General features: G+C 64.9%; 24 protein-coding genes and 1 tRNA gene. 16 read left to right on the top strand and 9 right to left on the bottom strand.

Features of this window, described 5'->3' with window-relative positions; genetic code table 11:
- Positions 1–498 precede the first annotated feature (498 nt).
- Together ADADO0_RS20230 and ADADO0_RS20225 are read left to right on the top strand one after the other, a co-directional pair.
- Positions 499–693, top strand: a complete 195-nt coding sequence (locus tag ADADO0_RS20230; RefSeq protein ID WP_511306994.1) for a hypothetical protein — start codon at positions 499–501, stop codon at positions 691–693.
- Positions 680–1,231: a GNAT family N-acetyltransferase gene (locus ADADO0_RS20225; protein WP_511306993.1), complete on the top strand. Its 552-nt coding sequence runs from the start codon at positions 680–682 to the stop codon at positions 1,229–1,231. The genes ADADO0_RS20230 and ADADO0_RS20225 overlap by 14 nt, the downstream gene beginning before the upstream one ends.
- A gap of 332 nt (positions 1,232–1,563) precedes the next feature.
- On the opposite strand, the gene ADADO0_RS20220 is transcribed toward ADADO0_RS20225, so the two are convergent.
- Positions 1,564–1,640, bottom strand: a tRNA-His gene (locus ADADO0_RS20220).
- A gap of 110 nt (positions 1,641–1,750) precedes the next feature.
- Positions 1,751–2,209: a GNAT family N-acetyltransferase gene (locus ADADO0_RS20215; RefSeq protein WP_511306992.1), complete on the bottom strand. Its 459-nt coding sequence runs from the start codon at positions 2,207–2,209 to the stop codon at positions 1,751–1,753.
- A gap of 120 nt (positions 2,210–2,329) precedes the next feature.
- Here ADADO0_RS20215 and ADADO0_RS20210 point away from each other — a divergent pair, with 120 nt between their 5' ends.
- Entirely contained in the window at positions 2,330–3,289 is a 960-nt protein-coding gene (locus tag ADADO0_RS20210) for an AEC family transporter (protein ID WP_511306991.1), read from the top strand.
- A 3-nt stretch (positions 3,290–3,292) separates the two neighbouring features.
- On the opposite strand, the gene ADADO0_RS20205 is transcribed toward ADADO0_RS20210, so the two are convergent.
- A complete protein-coding gene (locus ADADO0_RS20205) occupies positions 3,293–4,471 on the bottom strand; it encodes a UbiH/UbiF family hydroxylase (RefSeq protein WP_511306990.1) in 1,179 nt (392 codons plus the stop codon).
- A 152-nt stretch (positions 4,472–4,623) separates the two neighbouring features.
- On the opposite strand from ADADO0_RS20205, the gene ADADO0_RS20200 reads away from it, so the two are divergent.
- The 9 genes from ADADO0_RS20200 (at position 4,624) to recO (ending at position 13,581) form a co-directional block, all read left to right on the top strand.
- Positions 4,624–5,598, top strand: a complete 975-nt coding sequence (locus ADADO0_RS20200; protein WP_511306989.1) for a quinone oxidoreductase family protein — start codon at positions 4,624–4,626, stop codon at positions 5,596–5,598.
- A gap of 125 nt (positions 5,599–5,723) precedes the next feature.
- The gene (locus ADADO0_RS20195; protein WP_511307236.1) at positions 5,724–7,940 is read left to right on the top strand and encodes a RelA/SpoT family protein; all 2,217 of its coding nucleotides are present in this window, start codon (positions 5,724–5,726) and stop codon (positions 7,938–7,940) included.
- A gap of 18 nt (positions 7,941–7,958) precedes the next feature.
- The gene (locus ADADO0_RS20190; protein WP_511306988.1) at positions 7,959–8,756 is read left to right on the top strand and encodes a pyridoxine 5'-phosphate synthase; all 798 of its coding nucleotides are present in this window, start codon (positions 7,959–7,961) and stop codon (positions 8,754–8,756) included.
- Positions 8,753–9,160 (top strand): holo-ACP synthase, encoded by a 408-nt coding sequence (acpS, locus tag ADADO0_RS20185; protein WP_511306987.1) that lies wholly within the window; start codon positions 8,753–8,755, stop codon positions 9,158–9,160. The genes ADADO0_RS20190 and acpS overlap by 4 nt, the downstream gene beginning before the upstream one ends.
- 24 nt (positions 9,161–9,184) lie before the next feature.
- On the top strand, positions 9,185–10,060 hold the full coding sequence (locus ADADO0_RS20180) for a glycosyltransferase family protein (RefSeq protein WP_511306986.1): 876 nt from the start codon (positions 9,185–9,187) through the stop codon (positions 10,058–10,060).
- Between the two features lie 216 nt (positions 10,061–10,276).
- Positions 10,277–11,029, top strand: coding sequence for a signal peptidase I (gene lepB / locus ADADO0_RS20175; protein WP_511306985.1), 753 nt, complete (start codon positions 10,277–10,279; stop codon positions 11,027–11,029).
- Complete coding sequence (gene rnc / locus ADADO0_RS20170; RefSeq protein WP_511306984.1) at positions 11,026–11,736, top strand: ribonuclease III; 711 nt, start codon at positions 11,026–11,028, stop codon at positions 11,734–11,736. Before lepB ends, rnc begins: the two co-directional genes overlap by 4 nt.
- 197 nt (positions 11,737–11,933) lie before the next feature.
- Positions 11,934–12,848: a GTPase Era gene (gene era / locus ADADO0_RS20165; protein WP_511307235.1), complete on the top strand. Its 915-nt coding sequence runs from the start codon at positions 11,934–11,936 to the stop codon at positions 12,846–12,848.
- A 7-nt stretch (positions 12,849–12,855) separates the two neighbouring features.
- Positions 12,856–13,581, top strand: coding sequence for a DNA repair protein RecO (gene recO / locus ADADO0_RS20160; RefSeq protein WP_511306983.1), 726 nt, complete (start codon positions 12,856–12,858; stop codon positions 13,579–13,581).
- On the opposite strand, the gene ADADO0_RS20155 is transcribed toward recO, so the two are convergent.
- Positions 13,575–13,910, bottom strand: a complete 336-nt coding sequence (locus ADADO0_RS20155) for a hypothetical protein (RefSeq protein WP_511306982.1) — start codon at positions 13,908–13,910, stop codon at positions 13,575–13,577. The two genes, recO and ADADO0_RS20155, sit on opposite strands and share 7 nt — an antisense overlap.
- Positions 13,911–14,210: 300 nt before the next feature.
- Here ADADO0_RS20155 and parC point away from each other — a divergent pair, with 300 nt between their 5' ends.
- Together parC and ADADO0_RS20145 are read left to right on the top strand one after the other, a co-directional pair.
- A complete protein-coding gene (parC, locus tag ADADO0_RS20150) occupies positions 14,211–16,448 on the top strand; it encodes a DNA topoisomerase IV subunit A (RefSeq protein ID WP_511306981.1) in 2,238 nt (745 codons plus the stop codon).
- 39 nt (positions 16,449–16,487) lie between these two features.
- On the top strand, positions 16,488–18,287 hold the full coding sequence (locus ADADO0_RS20145) for a chloride channel protein (RefSeq protein WP_511306980.1): 1,800 nt from the start codon (positions 16,488–16,490) through the stop codon (positions 18,285–18,287).
- Between the two features lie 13 nt (positions 18,288–18,300).
- On the opposite strand, the gene ADADO0_RS20140 is transcribed toward ADADO0_RS20145, so the two are convergent.
- The 5 genes from ADADO0_RS20140 to hemB form a co-directional block, all read right to left on the bottom strand.
- Positions 18,301–18,975 (bottom strand): MarC family protein, encoded by a 675-nt coding sequence (locus tag ADADO0_RS20140; RefSeq protein ID WP_511306979.1) that lies wholly within the window; start codon positions 18,973–18,975, stop codon positions 18,301–18,303.
- Complete coding sequence (locus ADADO0_RS20135; protein ID WP_511306978.1) at positions 18,975–19,775, bottom strand: arginyltransferase; 801 nt, start codon at positions 19,773–19,775, stop codon at positions 18,975–18,977. Before ADADO0_RS20135 ends, ADADO0_RS20140 begins: the two co-directional genes overlap by 1 nt.
- An 89-nt stretch (positions 19,776–19,864) precedes the next feature.
- The gene (locus ADADO0_RS20130) at positions 19,865–20,404 is read right to left on the bottom strand and encodes an RDD family protein (protein ID WP_511306977.1); all 540 of its coding nucleotides are present in this window, start codon (positions 20,402–20,404) and stop codon (positions 19,865–19,867) included.
- 64 nt (positions 20,405–20,468) lie between these two features.
- Positions 20,469–21,716 carry a threonine ammonia-lyase gene (locus ADADO0_RS20125; RefSeq protein ID WP_511307234.1) on the bottom strand — a complete coding sequence of 416 codons (1,248 nt, stop codon included), beginning with the start codon at positions 21,714–21,716 and terminating at the stop codon, positions 20,469–20,471.
- A gap of 7 nt (positions 21,717–21,723) precedes the next feature.
- On the bottom strand, positions 21,724–22,719 hold the full coding sequence (gene hemB, locus ADADO0_RS20120; RefSeq protein ID WP_511307233.1) for a porphobilinogen synthase: 996 nt from the start codon (positions 22,717–22,719) through the stop codon (positions 21,724–21,726).
- A gap of 293 nt (positions 22,720–23,012) precedes the next feature.
- On the opposite strand from hemB, the gene ADADO0_RS20115 reads away from it, so the two are divergent.
- Both ADADO0_RS20115 and ADADO0_RS20110 read left to right on the top strand, forming a co-directional pair.
- Complete coding sequence (locus tag ADADO0_RS20115) at positions 23,013–24,095, top strand: enoyl-CoA hydratase/isomerase family protein (protein WP_511306976.1); 1,083 nt, start codon at positions 23,013–23,015, stop codon at positions 24,093–24,095.
- On the top strand, positions 24,092–24,523 hold the full coding sequence (locus tag ADADO0_RS20110) for a DUF6163 family protein (protein ID WP_511306975.1): 432 nt from the start codon (positions 24,092–24,094) through the stop codon (positions 24,521–24,523). Before ADADO0_RS20115 ends, ADADO0_RS20110 begins: the two co-directional genes overlap by 4 nt.

Below are 24,523 nucleotides of genomic sequence, written 5' to 3'. Positions count from 1 at the left end.
CAGCAGAAACTTACGCCTTGGTGTTAAGGCAGGCCGGCACGATTCGTCCCTAGCTCGCATGCTTGTGCTCAAGACCCGAAGGCTCAACCTTCTTCGCCATGGCTCGGCGTCGCGCCGAACTGTCCTGGCATCGACGCCCGTCTTCGCCGCTTGGTCCTCGGAGAAAGAGTGGACAACTTGTCCACTCCTCTCGTGCGCTGGTCGGCGCCGTGCCGAGCCTCGGGATGCAGCGCCTCATAAGCCTCCTTCCGGCGCCGGGTGCGAAAGGGGCATAAGGAGTGGCGCCAAAAATAATGGCTGGACCATACCTTACCCCTAACCGTGCTACCTCAGGCCTCCGGCAGCTGACCGTCCCATATTATTTTCCCCATTTTCCTGGCCCATTTTTGATGGTCGATTTAATTTAATATTGAATTTATCCCATTTAATTGACGGTGCGGTCATTTCTCCTTATTTTATCACATTATGATAATCCACACGACCAAGGAGGGTCTGGATATGGCAATTCACTCTCAAACATTCGGTCGAGTGACGCTTACCGACGCTGACGCCGCTAAATTTAAAGCTCAAGTAACCTATGGCAAGCCGAAGGCTGCGGGCGTTGAAGCCGTTAAAACCGGTACAGAAATGTCGCGCCGATTCCGCCACGAGGGCGGCACTATCACTATGCCACTGAAACGTGCCGGAAAATAATTCGGAATTCTCGATTAGGCATATTAAGCCCGGTGATAAAGTCACCGGGCTTTCTCTTGGCGATTCCAGATACCAACCGCTTAAAATATTCCTTCAAAAGCGGGCAATTAAATTTCACCAAAACAATCTCGCAAAAACCTACATCGCGTTTCAGGCTGAAAAACCTGACAAAATAATCGGATATATTTCCATTGTTTGTGGGGAAATAGTTTCCGACGCTCCGATCCAACACCATCTCGCGGGTATGGATTTCCAATATGATCACTGTCCAGCGGTTAAGATAGCCCGCTTGGCCGTGGATCAAAAGCATAGTCGAAAAGGGATTGGAGAAGGCCTCGTAAAATTGTCGATCGGTTTTGTCGCCGATATAATCGCTCCTCATGTTGGATGTCGGTTTATTATCGTGGACGCAAAGAAAGAGGCCGTCGACTTTTATTCCAGAAAATGTGGGTTCACGTTTCTGGACACGCCCGCAAATCACGAGCGTGAAAATCCAATAATGTTTTTAGACATTCATAAAGCCAGTGCCTCCGAATGAGCACATGAAGCGGAACGGAGCAGGCTGAGAAATCCAGCCCCAGCTGCTCCATGGGTGGATCTTTCGATTATCCATCATTTTCTGCGCTTAGCTGCTCCGGCCTTAGCACATCCCCTGCGCCAGCCTTCAGCGCGACGCCTGCACCGCCTGCCGTGTCGCCGTCGGCGAGGAACTCCCCGATTCCGTGTTGCATCCGTGTTGCACGGAGATTTTGGAAGCAGTTGGAAACCGTTGAAAACCAACGAAAGCGGATTGCAGGGCAGGGGCCCTTAACAGCCCCGCGTTTTGCGCGGCTGTTTAAGCTAAGTTCTTGATTTTTCAACAAAAGTGGATGGTACAGCTGGGTGGTCTCGAACCACCGACCTCCGGATCCACAGACCGGCGCTCTAACCAACTGAGCTACAGCTGCATGCTCAACGGACGCCGGGGCGCCGAAGCGAGGGCGGAACTTACGCTGATGATGTTTTCGATTCAAGGGCGTGTTGAGGATTTCCTCGACGTGTCGCACCGGCCCCCGTTTCAGCCCAATAAATGGCGGTATTGAACGAAACCCGAGCGATCCCCGACCTGCTCGTAGAGCTTCATGGCAGACGTATTGGTCTCATGGGTGAGCCAATAAACGCGGGAGCAGCCGAGGCGTTCAGCCTCCGCATACACATGCTGGATCAGTCCACGGCCGATTCCCGCCCCTCGGATGGTGCCATCAACGAAGAGGTCCTGAAGGTAGCAATAGTCGCCGACCGTCCAGCAGGACCGGTGACGGATATAATGCACGAGGCCGACCGCGCGCGTGCCCTTCCAGGCGAGTGCGCCGGCCATCGGCTCGTTGGAATCAAGCAGGCGCGTCCATGTCACTTCGGAAACGTCGGCGGGGATATCGACCTTGTAGAAGGCCTGGTAGCCGCGCCAGAGTGGATACCAGTCGGCATGCTGGTCGTTTTCCAGCGGGCGGATCTCGATTTCGTCTGCGGTGCTCATCGGTTTGATCTTTCGCATCTCGTTACGGCGGCTGCGCTGCGCGGGTGGTCATTGTCGGAGAGGTAGAGAATCCTGCTCCGTTCACATATTCAGGGGGTGCTTTTTCCAGCGCGGTTTCAGATGTCGAACCTCTTTGGCCTGGTCTTTCCGTTTTTCGGCCTGATCTTCCTTGGCTATGCCTGCGGGCGCTTCGCCAAGCTGCCTGAGGCCGGGCTGGCGTGGCTCTCGTTTTTCATCATCTATCTCGCCCTGCCGGCTTTGTTCTATCGGATTGTCGCCCAGACCCCGTTCGCCGAACTGGTCAATCCGGGCTTCATCTTCGCCGTGGTGGTCTCCACCTCGCTCACCGCGATGCTGGCGCTGCTGCTCAGTCTTTGGCTGAGGCGCGGGAATATCGGCGAGGCGGCCATCGCCACCACCATCGGAGCCTATGCCAACGTCGGATATATGGGCCCAGGCCTGACTTTGGCGGCCCTGGGCCAAGACGCAGCGACGCCGGCGGCGTTGATTTTCGCTTGTGACAGCATGTTCTTCTTCACCTTGGTGCCGCTGCTCATGGCGGTGCAGTCGGGGCGCGGGTCGCTGGGGTCGACCTTGCTGTTGGTGGTGAAGCGGGTGGTGACGCACCCGTTCAACATCGCGACTTTCTTCGGCATCCTGGCAGCTTGGCTGGAGTTCCGCGCACCCGAGCCGGTGGAGCGGATGCTGGATTTCCTGAAGAATGCCGCCGCGCCCTGTGCCTTGTTCACCTTGGGCGTCACCGTTGCGTTGCGGCCTCTCGGAAAAGCGCCGCCGGAGCTTGTGCCGCTGCTGGGGATCAAGCTCATCGTCCATCCGGTGATCGCGCTGATCTCCCTCACCACGCTGGCCAGCGTGTCCCGGTCCTGGGTGGAGACCGGTGTGCTGATGGCCTGCCTGCCGCCGGCGCTCAATTCGTTCGTCTTGGCGCGGCAGTACAATGTCTATGTGGAGCAAGCCTCGGCGGCGGTGCTTCTGGGCACCGTAACCTCGGTGTTGACGGTGACGGGGGTGCTTTACCTGCTTCAGCAGCACCTGTTGCCGTTGCACGGTTTCTGGTGAGAGTCAGGCCGCCCGCAGGCCCGCGCCGAGCCGCATGAGGCCGCGCCGCAGCGGGCCGATATTGCCCATCAGATAAAGCCCGAGACCCCTAAGTCCTTGAACTGGAACGAGGTCTGAGAGGAGCGAGCGGTTGAGGATATCGACTGCGGTCATCCGTGTTCGGATGTCGCGCTGGCGGTCGGATGAATAGCGGGAGAGCAGGGTTTCGCTGCCCGGATCCTGTTCCGCCGCAAGGGTTTCGCTGGCCAGGGTGACGATGGTGGCGGCATCCCGCAGGCCGAGGTTGAGGCCCTGGGCGCCGATGGGCGGCATGACGTGGGCGGCTTCCGCGATCAGGGCCAAGCGGGGAGCGGTCAGGTGCTCGGCGGTCTCGGCGGCGAGGGGGAAGGCGCCTCGTCCTTCGTCCAGCTCAAAGGCGCCCAGAAGTGAGGACGCACGCCGTTCCAGCTCGCGGGCAAGGGCGGAATTATCCAGTCCGAGCAAGCGGATGGCCTCTTTTTCGCTGACCACGCAGACGATGCTGGAGCGCCCGCCGGGCAGCGGAACCAGGGTGAAAGGCCCGGTTTCCGTGTGGAATTCGGTGGAGATATCCTCATGCGGCCGGCCGTGGCGGACGGTGAAAGTCAGGGCGACCTGGGGGTAGGCGCGGGTGCGCATCCGGATGCCGGCGGCCTCCCGCATGCGGGAATTGCGACCGTCCGCAGCGATGACCAGATGCCCGACAAGGCGTCCGCCATCGTCCAGATCTACCCGCACGTCGCCATCGCCAACCCGCTGATCTACAGCCGACGAATGGACCAGATGTAGACCCGGGGTGGCGCGCGCCGCGTCCATCAGTTCCCGCCGCAAAATGTCGTTCTCGATATTATGGCCGAATGCCTCCAGACCGATCTCGCTGGCCCGGAACAGCGCCTCGGGCGCGCGCACCAGTCGGCGGGTGGCGTCGATGATGCGCAGGTCCCGCAGGGGGGCGGTGTGGGGGGCGAGGCGGTCCCAGAGGTCGAGCGAGGTCAGGAAGCGGACCGAGCCTTCCATGAGCGCGGTGGTGCGGTGGTCGTTGGTCCGCTCCGGTCCTGTGACCAGGATGGTGCGCACGCCGTTGCGGGCGAGCCCGAGGGCGGCGGAAAGCCCGGCGGGTCCCGCGCCGACGACGGCGACGTCACATTCCAGCGTGTTGCTCACCTTCGGCCTCCATCGGCAATTCCTCGCCATCATAGCCCATGGTCGGGCGAATGTGCGTCAGGCCGGGTGCCGCACCAGCGGCCCCACAGAGGATGCTTGCCGGCCCGCCGTCAGTCCCTATCATCCCGCCAAATGCTTTGGAGGCGACGCCAATGGTCGGCATGGTCAGGATTCACAAACACGGCGGTCCCGAGGTTCTCACCTACGAGGATGTGAACCTCCCTCCGCCCGGTCCGGGGCAGGTGCAGATTCGCCAGACCGCCATCGGCTTGAATTTCGTCGACACCTATCTGCGCTCGGGCCTCTACAAGGCGCCGGAAATGCCGTTCGTGCTGGGCAACGAAGGTGCGGGAGCGGTGGTCGCCGTGGGCGACCATGTGAATGATTTCCATGCCGGCGACCGGGTCGCCTACGCCTCGGCCATCGGCGGCTATGCCGAGGTGCGCAACATCGCGGCGGCGTCGCTGGTGCATCTGCCGGCCTCCATCGACGACCGCACGGCGGCGGCGATGATGCTGAAGGGCATGACGGCGCAATATCTGGTGCGCAAGACCTATGAGGTGAAGCCCGGCGACACCATCCTGATCCAGGCGGCCGCCGGAGGGGTGGGGCTGATTCTCTCGCAATGGGCCCATTCGCTGGGCGCCAAGGTGATCGGCACGGTGGGCTCCAAGGCAAAAGCGGAGCTTGCCTACGCCAATGGGTGCGACGAGGTGATCCTCTATCGCGAAGAGGATTTCGTGCACCGGGTGAAGGAAATCACCGGCGGCAAGTGCTGCGACGTGGTCTATGACGGGGTGGGCCAGGACACCTATCCGGCTTCGCTGGATTGCCTGAAGCCGCGCGGACTTTGGGTGACGTTCGGCAATGCCTCGGGCGCCATCAAGAATTTTGATCTGCTGCTGCTGTCGCAGAAAGGCTCGCTTTTCGCGACCCGTCCGACGCTGGGCACCCACATCTCGACCCGCGCCGATCTGCTCGCCACGGCCAATGATCTGTTCGAAATGGTCATCAAGGGGGCGGTGAAGATTCCGATCCACCAGACCTATGCGCTGAAGGATGCGCAGAAGGCGCATCGCGACTTGGAGGCGCGGGCCACCTCGGGGGCAACTCTGCTTCTGCCTTGAAGCAGCTATGCATTTTGGCGCAGGGCGCGGTTCCGCCTTGCCTTCATACCGCCCGGTGGTGATATCCTTGAGGGATGTTCCAGGGGGCCTCCGGCTCCCGCAATCCTGCGGCGGTCCGTTCGGCCATGATGCGCCAGTACGAGCTTGTCGACCGCGTTCGCCGGTATAATCCAGACACCGACGAAGCGTTGCTCGACCGCGCTTATGTCTACGCCATGAGGGCGCACGGCACCCAGGTGCGTGCGTCCGGCGACCCTTATTTCTCCCACCCGCTCGAAGTCGCGGCGATCCTCACCGACCTGCAACTGGACGACGCGACCATCGTCGCCGCGCTGCTGCACGACACCATCGAGGACACCGGCGCCACCAAGGCGGAGATCGAGCGCCTGTTCGGCAAGCAGATCGCCGAACTGGTGGAGGGCCTCACCAAGATCAAGAAGCTGGACCTCGTGTCCAAGCAGGCCAAGCAGGCGGAAAACCTCCGCAAGCTGCTCCTCGCCATCGCCGACGATGTGCGGGTGCTGCTGGTGAAGCTCGCCGACCGCCTGCACAACATGCGCACGCTGAAGTACGTGCCGCAGGAAAAACGCGACCGCGTCGCCCAGGAAACCATCGATATCTATTCCCCGCTTGCCGCCCGCATGGGCATGCAGGACATGCGCGAGGAATTGGAGGATTTGTGTTTCCGGCAATTGTCGCCGGAGGCCTATGCCTCCATCACTGTGCGCGTCGCCGAACTGCGCGAGCGCAACGGGTCGCTGGTGCAGGAAATCGAGCGCGAGCTTCAGTCCCAACTTTCGCTCAGGAATATCAAGGTGCTGGTGAAGGGGCGCGAGAAGCGGCCCTATTCCATCTGGGGCAAGATGGAGCGCAAGGCCATCGGCTTTGAGCAGTTGTCCGACCTCTATGGCTTCCGCGTCATCGTCGGCTCGGTGGACGATTGCTACCACGCGCTCGGCGTCGTCCACACCACATGGCCCATCGTGCCGGGGCGCTTCAAGGACTACATCTCCACGCCGAAGCCCAACGACTACCGCTCGCTGCACACCACGGTGATCGGCCCCAAGCGCCAGCGGGTGGAATTGCAGATCCGCACCCAGGACATGGACGACATCGCCGAATACGGCATCGCCGCCCACGCGCTCTACAAGGACGAGTCGGGCGCCGCGCCGATCATCCTGTCCAACGAAAGCCGAGCCTATGCCTGGCTGCGCAAGACCATCGAGAACCTGTCCCAGGGGCTGAGCCCCGAGGAGTTCCTGGAGCACACCAAGCTCGAGCTGTTCCACGACCAGGTGTTCTGCTTCACGCCGAAGGGCCGCCTGATCGCCCTGCCGCGCCGCGCGACGCCGATCGATTTCGCCTATGCGGTGCATACCGACGTCGGCAACACGGCGGTGGGCTGCAAGATCAACGGCACCGTCGCACCCCTGGTATCGGAATTGAAGAACGGCGACGAGGTGGAGATCATCACCTCGAAGGCGCAGACCCCTCCCGGCGCCTGGGAAACCATCGCCGTTACCGGCAAGGCCCGCGCGGCGGTGCGCCGTGCGACCCGCACCGCGGTGCGCGCGCAATATGCCGGGCTCGGCCGCAAGATCGCCGAGCGCTCATTCGCGCGCGCCGGCAAGGTGTTCTCGGAAGACGCGCTGGCCAAGGGCATGCCGCGCCTCGCCCGGACCTCGCTTGATGACGTGTTCGCGGCGGTGGGCCGGGGCGAGATCAAGACCGACGACCTGATCCGCGCCATCCATCCCGATTGGAGCGCGCCGCGCTCGGAAGATCGCGCCGGCACCAACAAGGCGCCGAACGGGGAGGGGTGGTTCGAGCTGAAGAAGGGGCAGAACCTCAAGTTCAAGATTCCCGAGACCAGCGATGACTCTACGGAGCCCTCCATCCCAATTCGCGGCATTACCGGCGAACTGCCGGTGCGCTTCGCCCCCAAGGGCGGTGCGGTGCCGGGAGACCGCATCGTCGGGATTTTGACACCGGGCGAGGGGATCACCATCTATCCGATACAGTCGCGCGATCTTCAGAATTTCGAGGACACGCCCGAACACTGGCTCGATGTGCGGTGGGACGTGGATGAATTGAGCGAGGGGCGTTTCCCCGCGCAACTCGTGTTGACGGCGGTGAACGAGCCGGGCTCCCTGGCCCAGGTCGCGACCGCCATCGCCGAGCGAAACGGCAATATTGAAGGCATCGTGATGCGTTCGCGCTCGCCGGACTTCACGGAAATGGTGATAGATGTCGGGGTCTTCGATCTCCGGCATCTCAACGGCATCATGTCGGACCTGCGCGGCCGGGCGGTGGTGTCCAGCGTCGAGCGGTCCAACGGCTGAATTTTCGGGAGTGTGGTCATGCGCGGCATCTCGCCGGTGCGGCTTGGAGTGAACATCGATCACGTCGCCACGGTGCGCAACGCGCGCGGCGGCGCCTTGCCCGACCCGGTGCGCGCCGCCCTGCTTGCCAAGGCCGCCGGCGCGGACGGCATCACCGCCCATCTGCGCGAGGACCGCCGCCATATCCGCGATGCCGACATGGCGCGCCTCAAGGCCGAAATTGCGCTGCCGCTGAATTTCGAGATGGCGGCAACCGACGAGATGGTGGCAATCGCGCTTCAGACCGCGCCCCACGCCTGCTGCCTCGTGCCAGAGCGCCGCGAGGAGCGCACCACCGAAGGCGGCCTCGACGCCGCCGGCCAGAGCGCGGACCTGAAGCCGAGGATCGCGAAACTCAGGGATGCCGGCATTCGCGTCTCGCTGTTCATCGCGGCGGACCCGCGCCAGATCGAGGCGGCGCACGCGCTTGGCGCCGACATCGTGGAACTGCACACCGGCGCGTGGTGCGACTACCGCGCGGCGGGCGAGAGCGTGGAAGCCGAGGCGGAATTGCGCCGGCTGCGGGCGGGCGCCGCCCAGGCCGCCGGCCTTGGTCTCGAAGTCCACGCCGGCCACGGGCTCGACTATGCCTCGGCGGAGCTAATCGCGGGGTTCGAGGAGATCGTCGAGCTGAATATCGGCCATTTCATCATCGGCGAGGCGATTTTCGCCGGGCTTGAGGCCGTGATCGGGCGCATGCGCGCGGCCATCGCCCAGGGCCGCGCCGGTTCGCCGGCCCATTCGCGCGTGCATCCCAACGTGGAGACTGTGGCGTGATTATCGGCCTCGGCACCGACTTCTGCGATGCCCGGCGCATCGCCAAATCCATCGAGCGGTTCGGCGACCGGTTCCTTGATCGCGTCTTCACTCCCGCCGAGCGGGCCAAGGCGGACAAGCGCGCGCGGCGGGTGGAAACCTATGCCAAGCGGTTCGCCGCCAAGGAGGCCTGCTCGAAGGCGCTGGGCACCGGGCTCAGCCACGGTGTGTTCTGGCGCGACATGGGGGTGGAAAACCTTCCCTCGGGAAAGCCCACGCTAAAGCTCACCGGTGGGGCGGCTGAGCGTCTAAAGGCCATGGTTCCGCCCGGATATGAGGCGTATATCGAACTCAGCCTTACCGACGAGGGGCCGCTGTGTGCCGCGTATGTCATCATCAGCGCGGAGCGACGGTCGCCGGAGTAGGGCAGCTCACGGGAGCCTGAACGGGTGAGTCGCCTTAAATTTCGAGACGTGTTTCTTGCCGGCACCGTCCAGCAAAGCCTGTTTCATCTGCGCTACAAGCTGCTCGACGCCATCCATCACCGGCAGCGCGCCCCCGATCAGGCCAAGGTGGTCCAGGCGATCCGCGATCTCGACGCGCCGCTTGTCGCCTTCACCGTCGCGTTCAACGTGCCCTCGGCGATCTCCCTTCTCTCCGACGCCATGGCGCGCTTCCTGCCCGACGTGCCGCTGGTGGTCTGCGACAATTCCGATGACCCGTCGGCGCCGCCAAAGATTCGCGAATTCTGCGCGCGGGCCGGGCGCATCTACATCCGCCTGCCGCGCGCGCCGCTGATCAAGCGGTTTTCCTCGCGCTCGCACGCGACCGCGCTCAACTGGATTCTGCGCAACCTGATCCTGCCCGCCGGGGTGCGCCGGTTCGCGACCCTGGATCATGATCTCGTGCCGCTGGCGCCGGATGACATGCTGGGGCATCTCGCCACGCAGGGGTGCTACGGCTACGTCCAGCGGCACGGGCGCTCGCGCGCCTGGTATCTCTGGCCGGGCTATTCGCTGTTCGATCTCGACCAGATTCCCGTGTCGAAGATCAACTTCGGCACCGACCGGATGCTGGGCCTGGACACCGGCGGGCGCATGTGGACCACGCTCTACCGGCACTTCGACGAAACCGAATTCGTGCCCGCTCCGGTGCGCACCGGTTTCGTGCCGGGATACGAGAACGTGCGCGCCCACCAGATCTTCGACACCTGGTTCCATGTGGGTCAGGTGAGCTATCGCGACGGCAATCTCGATGCCCTCGGCGTCATGCGCTCCTGCTTCAATGCCGATCCCGAGGGGCTCATGGAGGCCACGAAAGGGTGACGCGCGGCATGCCTTAGGGGTAGGCCGGTGCGCTTGGTTGAGGCAGCACCCGCCATGAGCCATGCGGTTCGGCGCGTTGCCGGGCCTGCATGAAGCGTCTATAGAAATGCCACCGCGTGGATCGATTTGGCGTGATGTCCGTTGGATCCGGGCACAGTGATAAGGCCGCGTGCGGCACGATCAGCGGCGACGGCCAAGGGACTTTCCGGGAATTCAATGACTGCGACAAGCGACTCCAAGAAGGACGGCGGTTTCCTCGAAACCGTTCGTGTGATCGTCCATGCGCTGCTTATCGCGCTGGTGATCCGGACCCTGCTGTTTCAGCCCTTCAACATCCCCTCCGGATCGATGAAGGACACGTTGCTGATCGGCGACTATCTGTTCGTCTCCAAGTTCAGCTACGGCTATTCCCGCTTCTCCATCCCGTTTTCGCCGAATCTGTTCTCCGGCCGCATCTTCGCGTCCGAGCCGAACCGGGGCGATGTGGTGGTGTTCAAGCTGCCCAAGGACAATGAGACCGACTACATCAAGCGCCTGATCGGCATGCCCGGCGACAAGATCCAGATGATCGAGGGCGTGCTGAACATCAACGGCGTGCCGGTGAAGCGCGAGCGGCTGTCGGACGTGATGGAGGACGACGGCTCGGGCCGTGTCGTCCCCGTCAAGCGCTGGAAGGAGACGCTGCCGAACGGGGTCTCCTACGAGACGCTCGATATCGTCGACAACGGCTTCTACGACAACACCCAGGTCTACAATGTCCCGCCCGGCCATTTCTTCATGATGGGCGACAACCGGGACAATTCGGCCGACAGCCGGGTGCTGAGCCAGGTGGGCTACGTGCCGTTCGAGAACCTGATCGGCAAGGCGCAGATCATCTTCTTCTCGGTGGAGGAGCATGCGGCGGCCTGGCAAATCTGGACTTGGCCGTGGACCGTGCGCTGGGCGCGCCTCTTCACGATGGTCCGATGAACCTGGTCGGGGAAGATCTCGCCGGGCTCGAAGCGAGGATCAGCTACGGTTTCACCGACAAGAGCCTGCTGGAACGCGCGCTGACCCACATCAGCGCGGTGAAGGGCGAGGCGCCGCGCCTGCGCTCCTACCAGCGGCTTGAGTTTCTCGGCGACCATGTGCTCGGCAGCATCGTCTCGCACATGCTGTTCGAGGCCTTCCCGGTGGCCGAGGAGGGCGAGCTTTCGCGCCGTCTCGCCGATCTGGTGCGGGAAGAAGCCTGCGCGGAGGTCGCCGAAGACATGGGGCTCGGCGCGTTCATGCGGCTCGGGCAGGGCGAGGCGCAGTCCGGCGCCCGCAATCGCCGCACCATCCTCGCCGACATGGCCGAGGCGGTGGTGGCGGCGGTGTTCATGGACGGCGGCTATCAGGCGGCCCACGTTCTGGTGGAAAAATTCTGGCGCACCCGTCTTGAAGCCCCCCGGCGGCCGCTGCGCGACCCCAAGACGGTGCTTCAGGAATGGGCGCAGGGCCGCGGCCTGCCGCCGCCCGCATACCGCGAAGTGTCGCGCAGTGGACCAGACCATGCGCCGCGCTTCATTATCAGCGTAGAATTGCCGGGGCTCGAAAGCGCGGAGGCCGCTGGGTCCTCCAAGCAGGAAGCCCAGAAGGCGGCAGCCGCCGCCTTTCTCGCTCGTGAGGGCGTTTCGGAAAGGAGCGAGGCATGAGCGAGGACCAGGATATGACCGCGTGGGACGAGCTTCCCGACGGCCAGAAGGATCACGACGTCGACGGCCGCGACCCCGCCGAAGAGGTCCCTGAGGACGACACTCTCGAAGAAGGCCTCGAAGACGAGGATTTCGACGACGAAGATGAGGACGACGACGAGGATGAGGATGGGGCGCCCGAAGTCGTCACCCCCCTCATGCCGGTCCCCAGGGGCGAGACGCGCTGCGGCTTCGTCGCGCTGCTGGGCGCGCCCAATGCGGGCAAGTCCACGCTGACCAATGCACTGGTCGGCACCAAGGTCTCGATCGTCTCCCATAAGGTGCAGACCACCCGCGCCATCGTGCGCGGCATTCTCATCGAGGGCGCCGCGCAGATTGTGCTGGTGGACACGCCGGGCATCTTCTCGCCGCGCCGGCGGCTGGAACGCGCCATGGTCTCCACCGCCTGGACCAGCGCGTCGGACGCCGACCTCGTCGCTTTGCTGGTGGACGCGAACCGGGGCATCGATGCCGACATCGAGGCCCTGCTGAAGCCGCTTTCGGAGGTGCGCCGCCCGCGCGCGCTGATCCTCAACAAGATCGACCTGATCCGCCGCGACACCCTGCTGGCGCTGACCAGCGAACTCACCACCCGCCTCTCGTTCGAGCAGGTGTTCATGATCTCCGCGACCAAGGGCGATGGCGTGGACGATGTGAAGGCCTGGTTCGCGAACAATGTGCCGGCCGGTCCCTGGCTCTATCCCGAAGACCAGATCACCGATGCCCCCATGCGCATGCTGGCGGCGGAAGTGACGCGGGAGAAGCTGTTCCACCGCCTGCACGACGAACTGCCGTACCGCTCCACCGTCGAAACCGAATCCTGGAAGGAATTGCGCGACGGGTCGGTGCGGATCGAGCAGACGATTTATGTCGAGCGCGAAAGCCAGCGCAAGATCGTGCTGGGCAAGGGCGGTTCCACCATCAAGGGAATCTCCTCGGATTCGCGCGCGGAAATCGCCGAGATCGTCGAACAGAAGGTGCATCTCTTCCTGTTCGTGAAGGTGCGCGAGAACTGGGCGGACGACCCGGAGCGGTATCGCGAGATGGGCCTGGAATTCCCCAAGGGAGGCTGACGCCGCCGTGGAATGGACCGACGAAGGCATCGTCACCGGCGTGCGACGGCACGGGGAGGGGAGTGCGATCGTCGAGTTGATGACCTATGCGCGCGGCCGTCACATGGGCCTCGTGCGCGGGGGCATGTCGCGGCGGCTGGCGCCGCTTCTCCAGCCGGGAAATACCCTGTCCATCACCTGGCGCGCCCGGCTCGACGAGCAGTTGGGAACGCTGGTGGTCGAGCCCCTGAAACTGCGGGCCGAAGCGCTGATGCGCGATCCCCACGGCGCTTATGGCGTGAGCCATATCACCAGCCTGATCCATCTCTTGGCGGAGCGTGATCCCCATCCCGGCCTGTTCGGCATCTTGGATGCGGTGCTCGACGCGTTCGAGGATGCCGCCTCGGCGGCCATCCTCATGGCGCGGTTCGAGGTCGCCATGCTTGCCGAACTGGGATTTGGGCTCGATCTCGATGCCTGCGTGGCGACCGGTACGCGGGACGATCTGATTTTCGTATCGCCGAGAAGCGGCCGGGCGGTTTCAGCCTCAGCCGGGGCGCCGTTCGCGGACAAGCTGCTGCCGCTGCCGACCTTCCTGATCGCAACCCAGGTGAAACCGACCTTGCCGGAACTGGAGGAGGCCTTCAGGATGACCGGCTATTTCCTGACCCGTCGAGTCATGGAACCGCGCGGGCTGGTCCTTTCGGACGCCCGCGCGGCTTTCATCGCCGCTATGCGGCGACGCGATCAATAATAACCGGGACGCGGCCCTGGAGCGTAGCCGACGCGCGGTCCGGGACCATAGCCGGGGCGCGGGCCGGGTCCATAGCCATACCGCGGGCCACCCGGGCGACCACCGCCGACCCACACGTTGCTACAGCGGTTGACCACCACGCGATGCCCGTTGATCCAGCGGCGCTGGGGATTACACACCCGGCGCCAGGCAACGTTTTCGGCCTGCGATGAAACATCCGAGCCCTGAAGCGGGTTTACCAGCGTCAGCGGCGCGGCGCTCGCCTGGGTCGCGAAAGAAGCGATACCCAGCGCAGCGGCGCCACACATAGCAACAACAAGTCGTTTCATTTGCCTACTCCTTCAGAGCCTGCATTGGCGCGTCGAAGCGCTTGGCTGAAGATGAAAAGCTCGAATGTCGGTGTTATGTTCCACCAAATATCAAAACATGAATTCTGCGTATGAATTGCGGTGCTACGCTACAGAGAGTTTGAACACGCGTTCAGATGTCTTTATGAATTGTTATATTCTGTTCATTCCTAAGGCGGAGTCCGGGCGGCTTGACGACAAAGCTGTGCAGACCGGCGCCACTTATGTGATGGGCACGCGGCGCGCCTTGTGCGGCGCGCTGCATCGCGCTACTCGACGCAAATGGCTACCCGCACCACTCCGCCCGGCGACGGCGCCATCGAGCCAGTCGAGCTGAAGACCGCGCTCGAAGAGCGTTATCTGGCCTATGCGCTATCGACCATCATGCACCGCGCCCTGCCGGACGCGCGCGATGGCTTGAAGCCGGTGCACCGCCGCATCCTCCACGCCATGCGCCAGTTGAAGCTCGATCCCGGTTCGGGCTTCAAGAAGTGCGCCCGCGTGGTGGGCGACGTGATCGGCAAGTTTCACCCGCACGGCGATCAGTCGGTCTACGACGCCTTGGTGCGCCTTGCCCAGACTTTCGCGCAGCGTTACCCGCTGGTGGATGGGCAGGGCAATTTCGGCAATGTGGACGGCGATAACGCCGCCGCCATGCGTTACACCGAAGCGCGCCTCACCGCCGTCGCCAGCCTTCTGCTGGATGGCATCGACGAGGACGCGGTGGACTTCCGGCCCACCTATGACGGTTCGGAAGACGAGCCCGCCGTGCTTCCCGCTGCCTTCCCCAACCTGCTGGCCAACGGCTCGCAGGGCATTGCGGTGGGCATGGCGACCTCGATCCCGCCGCACAATGCCGCCGAACTTCTGGATGCCTCGCTGCATTTGCTTGAGCACCCCGCCGCGCCGGCCTCGGAGCTACTGCAATTCGTGCCGGGGCCGGATTTTCCCACCGGCGGCATTCTGGTGGAAGATCCGGTGGGCGTGGCGGAAGCCTATGCCACCGGGCGCGGCTCGTTCCGGGTGCGGGCGCGCTGGCACAAGGAAGACAGCGGCCGCGGCACCTATCTGGTGGTGATCACGGAAATCCCCTACGGCGTGCCGAAATCCCGCCTGGTGGAAAAAATCGCCGAGCTGCTGACCGACAAGAAGCTGCCGCTGCTGGCGGACGTGCGCGACGAGAGCGCCGAGGACATCCGCTTGGTGCTGGAGCCGCGCGCCCGCACAGTGGACCCGGAAGTGCTCATGGAGAGCCTGTTCAAGCTCACCGAGCTTGAGGCGCGGGTCTCGCTCAACATGAACGTGCTGGTGCGCGGGCAGGTGCCCAAGGTGCTGTCCCTGGCCGACGCGCTGCGCGAATGGCTGGCGCACCGGCGCGATGTGCTGCAACGCCGCTCGCGCCACCGCCTCGCCGAGATCGAGCGCCGCCTGGAAATCCTGGCCGGCTATCTCATCGCCTATCTCAACCTCGACGAGGTGATCCGGATCATCCGCGAGGAGGACGAGCCGAAGGTGACATTGATCGCGACCTTCGCGCTCACCGATACCCAGGCCGAAGCCATCCTCAACATGCGCCTGCGCTCCCTGCGCCGGCTTGAGGAAATGGAAATCCGCAAGGAGCATGACGCGCTGAGCAAGGAGCACGATCAGCTTGCCAAGCTGCTTGCTTCCGAAGCCGCGCAATGGCGCTCGATTGCCAAGGAAATCCGCGAGACCCGCAAGGCCTATGGCCCCGAGACCGAACTCGGCCGCCGCCGCACCAGCTTCGCCGCCGCACCGGAAATCCACGAGGACGCCTTCACCGAGGCCCTGGTTGAGCGTGAGCCGATCACCGTGGTGGTGTCGGCCAAGGGCTGGATCCGTGCCCTCAAGGGGCATGTGCCGGAATTGTCCGGCGTGCAGTTCAAGGGCGACGACACGCTGGCCCACGCGTTTTACGCGGAGACCACATCGCGGATCATGGTGTTCGCCTCCAATGGCCGCTTCTACGCGCTGGAAGCCTCCAAGCTTCCCGGCGGGCGCGGCCATGGCGAGCCGATCCGCCTGATGGTGGAGATGGAGCAGGAGGCGGAAATCGTCCGCGTCTTCACCCACCAGCCCGGCGCGCGCATGCTGATCGCGACCCGCGAAGGGCGCGGCTTCGTGGTGGCCGAGGACGATTGCCTCGCGAACACCCGCAAGGGCAAGCAGGTGTTGACCGTGGAACTGCCGGACCGGGCCTATAATGCGGTGCCTGCGCTGGGCGATACGGTCGCCGTCATCGGGGACAATCGCAAGCTGCTGCTGTTCCCGCTCAATCAGGTGCCCGAGATGACACGCGGTCGCGGCGTGCGGTTCCAGCGCTACAAGGAAGGCGGACTTTCCGACATCAAGGTCTTCACCCGCGCGGACGGCCTGACCTGGGAAGATACGTCCGGCCGCACCTGGACCGTCAACGAGCTGCTCGACTGGCAGGGCGAGCGCGCGACATCCGGCCGTCTGCCGCCCAAGGGCTTCCCGAGGAACAATAAGTTCGCATAGGCAGGCTCTACTGGCAGGCTCCACAGGACGGTGCACGGCATGGGCGAGGGCGCGCGGGACGAAGTGTTCGAGATTTCCCCGCGAGAGGCCGGAAGCGCCGGGACACGCCGCCTGTTCGAGCGGCTGGTGCTTCAGCGGGAAGTGTCCCTGGTCCTGCTCGGCTGTGTGATCGGCGCGCTGGCGGGGGCCGGCGCCACGCTCATGAGCCTTGCCGCCCACGGCATGCACCGGCTGCTTTTCAACACCGGCCCGGACGGCTTCCTCAGCATCGTGCCGACGCTGACCGCACCCTATATGTATTTCATGCCCGCCCTCGGGGGACTGCTGCTCGGGCTCTATATTCTCGTGGTGCGCCGTTTCCGGCCGAATCCGGTGGTCGACCCGATCGAGGCCAATGCCCTGACCGGCGGCCGCATTTCCCTGCTCGACAGTGTGATCCTCTCCAGCCAGACGGTGCTGGGAAACGGCTTCGGCGCCTCGGTGGGCATGGAGGCGGGCTATACCCAGTGGGGCTCCGGCATTGCCTCGCTGATCGGGCAGAAGCTCAACCTGCGGCGCAGCGACATGCGCATTCTGGTCGGCTGCGGCGCGGCGGGCGGCATCGCGGCGGCGTTTCATGCGCCCTTGTCCGGCGCCTTCTATGCGTTTGAACTGATCATCGGCGTCTATGCCATCCCCAGCGTCGCGCCGGTGATGGCGGCGGCGCTGCTGGGCTATCTCTCGGCGCGCGAACTGGGCGCTGTTGGCACGCCGATCATCATTCCGAACCTGCCGGAGATCATGCCGGTCGACTATCTCGTGTTCATCGTGCTGGGGCTGGTGGGCGCGGCGGTGGCGATCGGCATCATGCGCCTGATGACGCAGGTGGAGCGCGGGTTCGCCTGGACCGGCATTCCCCAGCCGCTGCGCCCCGTGGTCGGCGGCCTCGGCGTGGGCGCGCTGGCGCTGCTGTCGCCGCAGGTGCTCTCCAGCGGCGAGGCGGCGCTTCACATCCAGGTCGGCGCCGGTGTGACGATGGCGGTGCTCGGTGTCCTGGTGCTGAAGATCATGGCGGCCGCCTGCTGTCTGGGCTCGGGCTTTCGCGGCGGGCTGTTCTCCGCCGCGCTGTTCATGGGGGCGATGCTCGGAAAGCTGTTTGCCGGGGTGGCCCTGATCCTCGTGCCCGCGCTCGGCATCGATCCCGTTATCGCCTCCGTGGTCGGCATGGCGGCGCTGGCGGTGGGCATCGTCGGCGGGCCGGTGACGATGACCTTCTTGGTGCTGGAAGCCACCAGCAATCTCGCCATTTCAGGCGTGGTGCTCACGGCGGCGATCGTGTGTTCGCTCACCGTGCGCCTGACCTTCGGCTATTCCTTCTCCACCTGGCGCATGCATCTGCGCGGCGAGAGCATTCGCGGGGCCCATGATGTCGGCCTCCTGCGCGACCTGACGGTGCAAGGGCTGATGCGGCGCGACCCGCCGGTGTTTTCCGCCGACGGCTCGGTCGGGGACCTGCACGCCCGCTTCAAGGACGTTGCCAACCGGGTGGTGGCTCTGGCGGACGGGGACGGGCGCTATGCCGGCCTGATCCGCCTCATCATGACCTACGGCGCGGACAGCGCGGCTGCCGCAGGCACGCTCGCCATCTGCCGCGACCGGGTTCTGGTGCCCGACATGAACGTGCAGGACGCCATTCGCCTGTTCGAGAACGCCGGCACGCCCGTGCTCGCGGTGGTGGACAGTGCGCAGACCGGCAGGATCGTGGGCCTGCTGGACGAGGCGGAGGCGCTTCACGCCTATGCCACCGCTCTGGAGCGGCAGCGGCACGGGCTGGCGGGGGAAGACACCCTGACCCGGTAATCGGCGGGGTGGATCACGCGGTTGGGTGGATCACGCTTGCCAGCAACTCGCTGAGGCCGGTCCAGAGGATCTGGATGCCGATGCACAGCAGGATGAAGGCGAACAGGCGCACCAGGATGTTGGTGCCCTTTCGGCCCAGCACGCGCTCGATCTCCGAGGCGTAGCGGTAGGCGATGAAGATGGTCGCGGCCACCGCCACCAGGCCGAGGATCGCCGCGATCGCATCGAACAGGCCCACCGGATTGGAGCCCGTGTTGCGCACGCTCGCCTGGGCGCCCAGCGCCACGGCGGTCGCCATCGAGCCGGGGCCGACGGTGAGCGGCATGGTGATTGGGTAGAACGCCTGGTCCTCGATGCCGGTGATATCGATGCTTTCGTGGTCGGCGCGGTCGGGGGTCGGGTTGCCCTGGTGCAGGATCTGCCAGCCCATGACCATCACCACCATGCCGCCCGCGACCCGCAGCACCGGGATGCTGATGCCGAAGAACGACAGGACGTGGGAGCCGAGGATGAGCGAGCCGAGCAGCAGCACGAAGCCGTAGATCGCGATCTTCTGCGCCATGACGGCGCGCGCCGCGGGCGGGATGTCGCGGGTGATCTGGTAGAAGATCGGCGCGCCGCCGAGCGGATTGACGACCGGAAACAACGCAGCGAACACGCCGAGGAAGATATTGAAATACTGACTCATCAGCCGCCGGTCTCGGGATGTGGCGCGCCAATTCCCGGAAATGGCTGTTCGGGGGCGTCGCTGCGCTCCCAGCCATGCGGGGAAAGGCGTTCCTGGGGAAGGAATCGCCTCTTGTAATCCATCTTGCGCGATCCCTGAACCCAATAGCCGAGATAGACATAGGGCAGGCCCATTTCGCGGGCGCGGGCGACGTGATCGAGGATCAGGAAGGTGCCCAGCGAACGAGCGGCGATGTTCGGATTGTAGAACGAATAGACCATGGACAGGCCGTCCGCGAGCACGTCGGTCAGCGCCACCGCGAACAGGTCGCCGACGCCCTTGCCGTTGATGCGTGTGTCCGGCCCGCGCTTGCGATATTCGATCAGCTTGGTGTCGACGTGGGTGTCTTCCACCATCATGGCGTAGTCGAGCACGCTCATATCAGCCATGCCGCCCGAGCCATGGCGGGCGGTGACGTAGGAGCGGAACAGGCCATATTGCTCGGAGGTCGGCGCCGGCTGGCGCAGCGTACCGATCAGGTCGGCATTCTCCGCTTGGATGCGGCGGAAGCTGCGGGTCTCATGAAAATCCGCCACGCAGATCCGCACCGAGACGCAGGCGCGGCATCCCTCGCAGGCCGGGCGGTAGGCGATGGACTGGCTGCGGCGGAACCCGCCCTGGGTCAGGACGTCGTTGAGCGAGGGCGCGCGCTCACCCACCAGATGGGTAAACACCTTCCGCTCCTCCCGGCCCGGCAGATAGGGGCAGGGGGATGGAGCCGTCAGGTAGAATTGCGGCGTGTCGCGCGAATGCTCGGTCACGGAACTGAAACCCAGGCGTCTCCCCGTAGGGCTATCACCTCAGCATCGCTCCCGTAGACGAGTCGGTCAAAGGTTTCCGTACCCGCCGCTCAAAAATGCTGGCGGCGCAGGTCAGAGGCGCGGGTTTCGTTGTTCACCAGCACGGTGCCCACCGCGAAATCGTGCAGCATCCGGCGGCGCCCGTTGAACAGCGCCACCAGTACGATGAAGGGCGTGAAGATGCTCATGGACAGCCAATAGGCCACCGCATGCACCGCGCCGAGCAGCGAATACATCGGCGCGCCGTACCAGGTGCGCATCTCAAGCCCCATGGCGCGCATGCCGAGCGTCGCGGAGGCCGGGGAGCCGAGCGTCACGGCATTGTACCAGATGGCCCAGATCACGAACGCGGGGCCGAGCACCGGAAACAGCATCCAGCCCAGGCTCAGCGTGATGATGCCGAACACGAAGATGAAGAAAGCCAGCATCACGATCGGAGCGATGATGATGGTGGCGTCGATGCAGAACGCCATCAAGCGGCGCGACAGCACGCCCTCGAAATATTCCGGCTGGGAAATCGGGTCGAAGGCATAGGGGCGATCCGATGCGGACTGCCCGAAACTTCCGCTTTCCGGCGACGTGTAACTCATGGATCGACACTCCTCAGCCGTTAAAATGGCGGGCGAGTGCGGCGCCCTCAAGGCGGGGATGCGGCTACCATTCGGCCCCGCCGGTGCCGAGGCGCTGCACCTGGAGCCCTTCGGCGCCAAGAGCCGCCTCGATCACCATGGCATGGGCCTCGTCGCGGGTTTCCACGGTGAGATCGACCCGCGTGCCCTTCGCCGGCACATCGAGGAAGGTGCGCCGGTGATGCACCTCCAGGATATTGCCGCCCAGCTTGCCCAGCAGGGTCGAAATCTGCCCCAGGATGCCGGGCCGGTCGAGAATGGTGAGGCGGAACGAGACGATCCGGTGGTCGCGCTCCAGTTCACGCACCATGATGCCGGCCAGCACGCGGGGATCGATGTTGCCCCCGGTCAGCACCAGGCCCACCTTCTTGCCCCGAAACCGCTCCGGCTCGGTCAGCAGCGCCGCGAGGCCGGCGGCGCCCGCGCCCTCCGTCACGGTCTTTTGCAGGGTGAGCAGGGCATTCACGGCGCGCTCAAGGGCGCTTTCCTCGACCAGAACGATATGCGGCACCAGCCGGGCGACGATGTGCGAGGTGATTTTCCCGATGTTGCGCACCGCGATGCCTTCCGCCAGCGTCGGCCCGCCGGAGGGCCGCTCCGCGCCGTCCAGAACCGTGCGCATGGCGGGGTAGAGCGTGGCTTCGACGCCGATCACCTGGGTCTGCGGTGCCCGCGCCTGAAGCGCCACGGCGATGCCGGAGATCAGCCCGCCGCCGCCCACCGGCACCAATATTTGGTCGAAAGCGCCGCCATCCTCGATCATCTCCAGGCCGACGCTGCCTTGGCCGGCGATGACATAGGGGTCGTCATAGGGGTGGACGAACACCCGCTTTTCCACCTCCGCGATGCGCCGGGCTTCCTGCTCGGCATCGCCCACGGTCTCTCCGTGAAGCACGATGCGCGCGCCGAACGCCTCGGTGGCCATCACCTTCACCTGGGGCGTGGTCTCCGGCATGACGATGGTGGTGGAGATGCCGAGCCGCGTGCCGTGATAGGCCACCGCCTGGGCGTGGTTGCCCGCCGACATGGCGATCACGCCCCGTGCCGCCTCCTCGGCGGAGAGGCGGGCGAGCTTAGAGACCGCCCCGCGCTCCTTGAACGAGCAGGTGAGCTGGAAATTCTCGAACTTCACCCAGACATCGGCACCCGTGAGCGCGGAGAGGCTCGGCGAGCGGAGCGTGGGCGTGCGCACCACCGCCGCCGCGACGATAGGGCGGGCGGCTTCCACATCGGCGAAGGTGACGGGCAGGCTCTGCTCGGGAGCGTTCACAATTGTCCGCCTATGCCTTCAGCAGCTTGGCGACGCGCGGGGCGAAATAGGTCAGGATGCCGTCGGCGCCGGCCCGTTTGAAGGCCATCAGGCTCTCCAGCATGATCCGCTCGCCATCCACCCAGCCGTTGCGGGCCGCGCCCTCGATCATCGCGTATTCGCCGGACACCTGGTAGGCGTAGGTGGGCAGACCGAACGCCTCCTTCAGGCGATACACGATGTCGAGATAGGGCAGGCCGGGCTTTACCATCAGCATGTCCGCGCCCTCTTCCACGTCGAGGGCCGCCTCGCGCAGGGCTTCCAAGCCGTTGGCCGGGTCCATCTGATAGGTGCGCTTGTCGCCGGACAGGGTTTTCGCGGTGCCGATGGCGTCGCGGAACGGCCCATAAAAGGCAGAGGCGTATTTCGCGGCATAGGACATGATCTGCACGTCCTGGAACCCGGCCGCGTCCAGGCCGGCGCGGATCGCGCCGATGCGCCCGTCCATCATGTCGGAGGGAGCGATCACGTCGGTGCCGGCTTCGGCCTGCACGATGGCCTGGCGAACCAGCACAGCCACGGTTTCGTCGTTCAGGATGCGGCCGTCTTCCAGCAGGCCGTCGTGGCCATGGCTGGTGTAGGGGTCGAGCGCAACGTCTGTGATGAGGCCGATCTCGGGCACTTCGCGCTTCACCGCCCGCAGGGTGCGGCAGACCAGATTGGCATCGTTCAGCGCCTCCCGGCCTTCGGGGTCGCGCAGGCCGGGCTCGGTGTAGGGAAACAGCGCGATCGCCGGAATGCCGAGGCGGGCCGCCTCTTCCGCAGCGCGCACGGCTTCGTCCACACTGAGACGCTCGACGCCGGGCATGGAGGCGATGGGCTCGCGCTTGGCCTCGCCCTCGGTGACGAACAGCGGCCAGATTAAATCATCGACCGTCAGCGTGTTCTCGCGCACCAGACGCCGCGACCAGTCGCTCTTGCGGTTGCGGCGCAGGCGCGTGGCGATGCCGAGCCCGGCCTCCTGCATCGCGGTTTCGGTCTCGGCTTTCGAGCGAAAACGGGCGTGGCTGACAGGCATGGGTTGGCTCGCGATTATCTGAGGTCGGGAAACTGCGGCGAGGCTATATAAACCCACACGCGGTCGGGCGCGAGCTTTGCTACGTGCCCCCGCCTTTCCAAGTCTATTTCGTTTTTTCCAAGCCACGTCCGGCGCACTCGCGCCGTTTGCATGCCTCCTGCCGGGTGCTCGCACGTTGACGCTCGGGGGTGCGCCGTCTAACCCTCGCCCGTCCGCAGCGTTGCAGTCTCAGGGGAGCGCCAGTGTCCAGTGAACCCGAGGTCCTGTTCGAGCGCCGGGGAGAAGCCGGCATCATCACCCTCAACCGGCCCAAGGCGCTCAATGCCCTGAGCCATGCCATGGTGCGGCTGATCCACCCGCAGATGCTGGAATGGGCGCAGGACGACACCATCAGCCGGGTGGTGCTCAAGGCGGCGGGCGAGCGCGCCTTCTGCGCCGGGGGCGACATCCGCGCGATCTACGATCTCGGCCGGGCCGGCCGCTATGAGGAGGCGCTGGAATTCTGGCGCGAGGAATATCTCCTCAATCATTATATCGGCACTTATCCCAAGCCCTATGTCTCGCTGATCGACGGCATCTGCATGGGCGGCGGCTTTGGCCTTTCCGCGCACGGCACATATCGCGTGGCGGGAGACCGTTACCTGTTCGCCATGCCGGAAGTGAATATCGGCCTGTTTCCCGATGTCGGGGGCACCCATGTGCTGCCGCGTCTGCCGGGCGCGCGGGGCGTGTATCTCGCTCTGACGGGTGTACGCATCAAGTCGGCGGATGCCCTCGCGACCGGACTTGCCACGCACACCGTGCCCTCCGCGCGCTTCGCGGAGCTGGAGGCCGCGCTGTGCGGCTCCGGCGCTGTGCCCGAGGTGCTGGCGGCGTTCGCCAGCGTCCCCGAGCCTGCGCCGCTCGACGTTCATGGCGCCCTGATCGCCGATATTTTCCAGCAGGGCGACCTCAAGATCATCCTGGCCCGGCTTGATGAACGTGCCGCGGCGGGCGATGAGGCCGGGGCGTTCGCAGCCAAGGCCAGCGCCGCCATGCGCGCGGCGTGCCCGACCAGCCTCTGCATCACCATGGAGCAGATGCGGCGCGGACCCGCGCTCGATCTCGCCGGGTGCCTTGTCACCGAATTTCGCATCGTCAACCGGGTCGCGCGCGGCCACGATTTCTACGAGGGGGTGCGCGCCATCCTCGTCGACAAGGACAACACGCCGCGTTGGCAACCCGCGCGCCTCGAACAGGTCGATCCGGCGGTGATCGCGGCGCAGTTCGCGCCGATCCCTGACGAACTGGCGCTGGCAGCACACCTGGAACCGGCGGCCAGATGAGCCATTACGATCCCATCGACGCCAGCGCCAAGGCGCACATGGAGCGGCTGACGCCCTGGCGTCGCCGGCTGGTGTTTTTCCTGCGCGCGGTGGCGATCTTCCTTCTGCTGGAGGGGATCTATCACTGGGGGATCATCTGCGGGGTGGGCGAGGGGCAGTTCGGCGGGTTCCAGGATCTGCCGACCATGGTGCAGGTCGGGATCATCTGGGCGGCCATCATCGATCCCATCGCCGGCGTCGGTCTCTGGCTGGGCGCGGGATGGGGCGTCGTGCTCTGGCTGCTTGCGACCCTGACGCAGGTGGTTCTGGGGATCTGGGCGCCGGAGGGCATGTCCCGCCTGCTGGTGCTGTCTTTGTTCGAGGTGGCGCTGGTGGTCGCCTTCGCGGTGCTCTCGATCCGCGCCGCGCGGGAGAGCGACGAGGAATAG

The sequence above is a fragment of the Aquabacter sp. genome (assembly GCF_965279295.1).
In the GTDB taxonomy this organism is placed as follows: domain Bacteria; phylum Pseudomonadota; class Alphaproteobacteria; order Rhizobiales; family Xanthobacteraceae; genus Aquabacter.
This window is presented reverse-complemented; position numbering and strand designations above follow the sequence as displayed.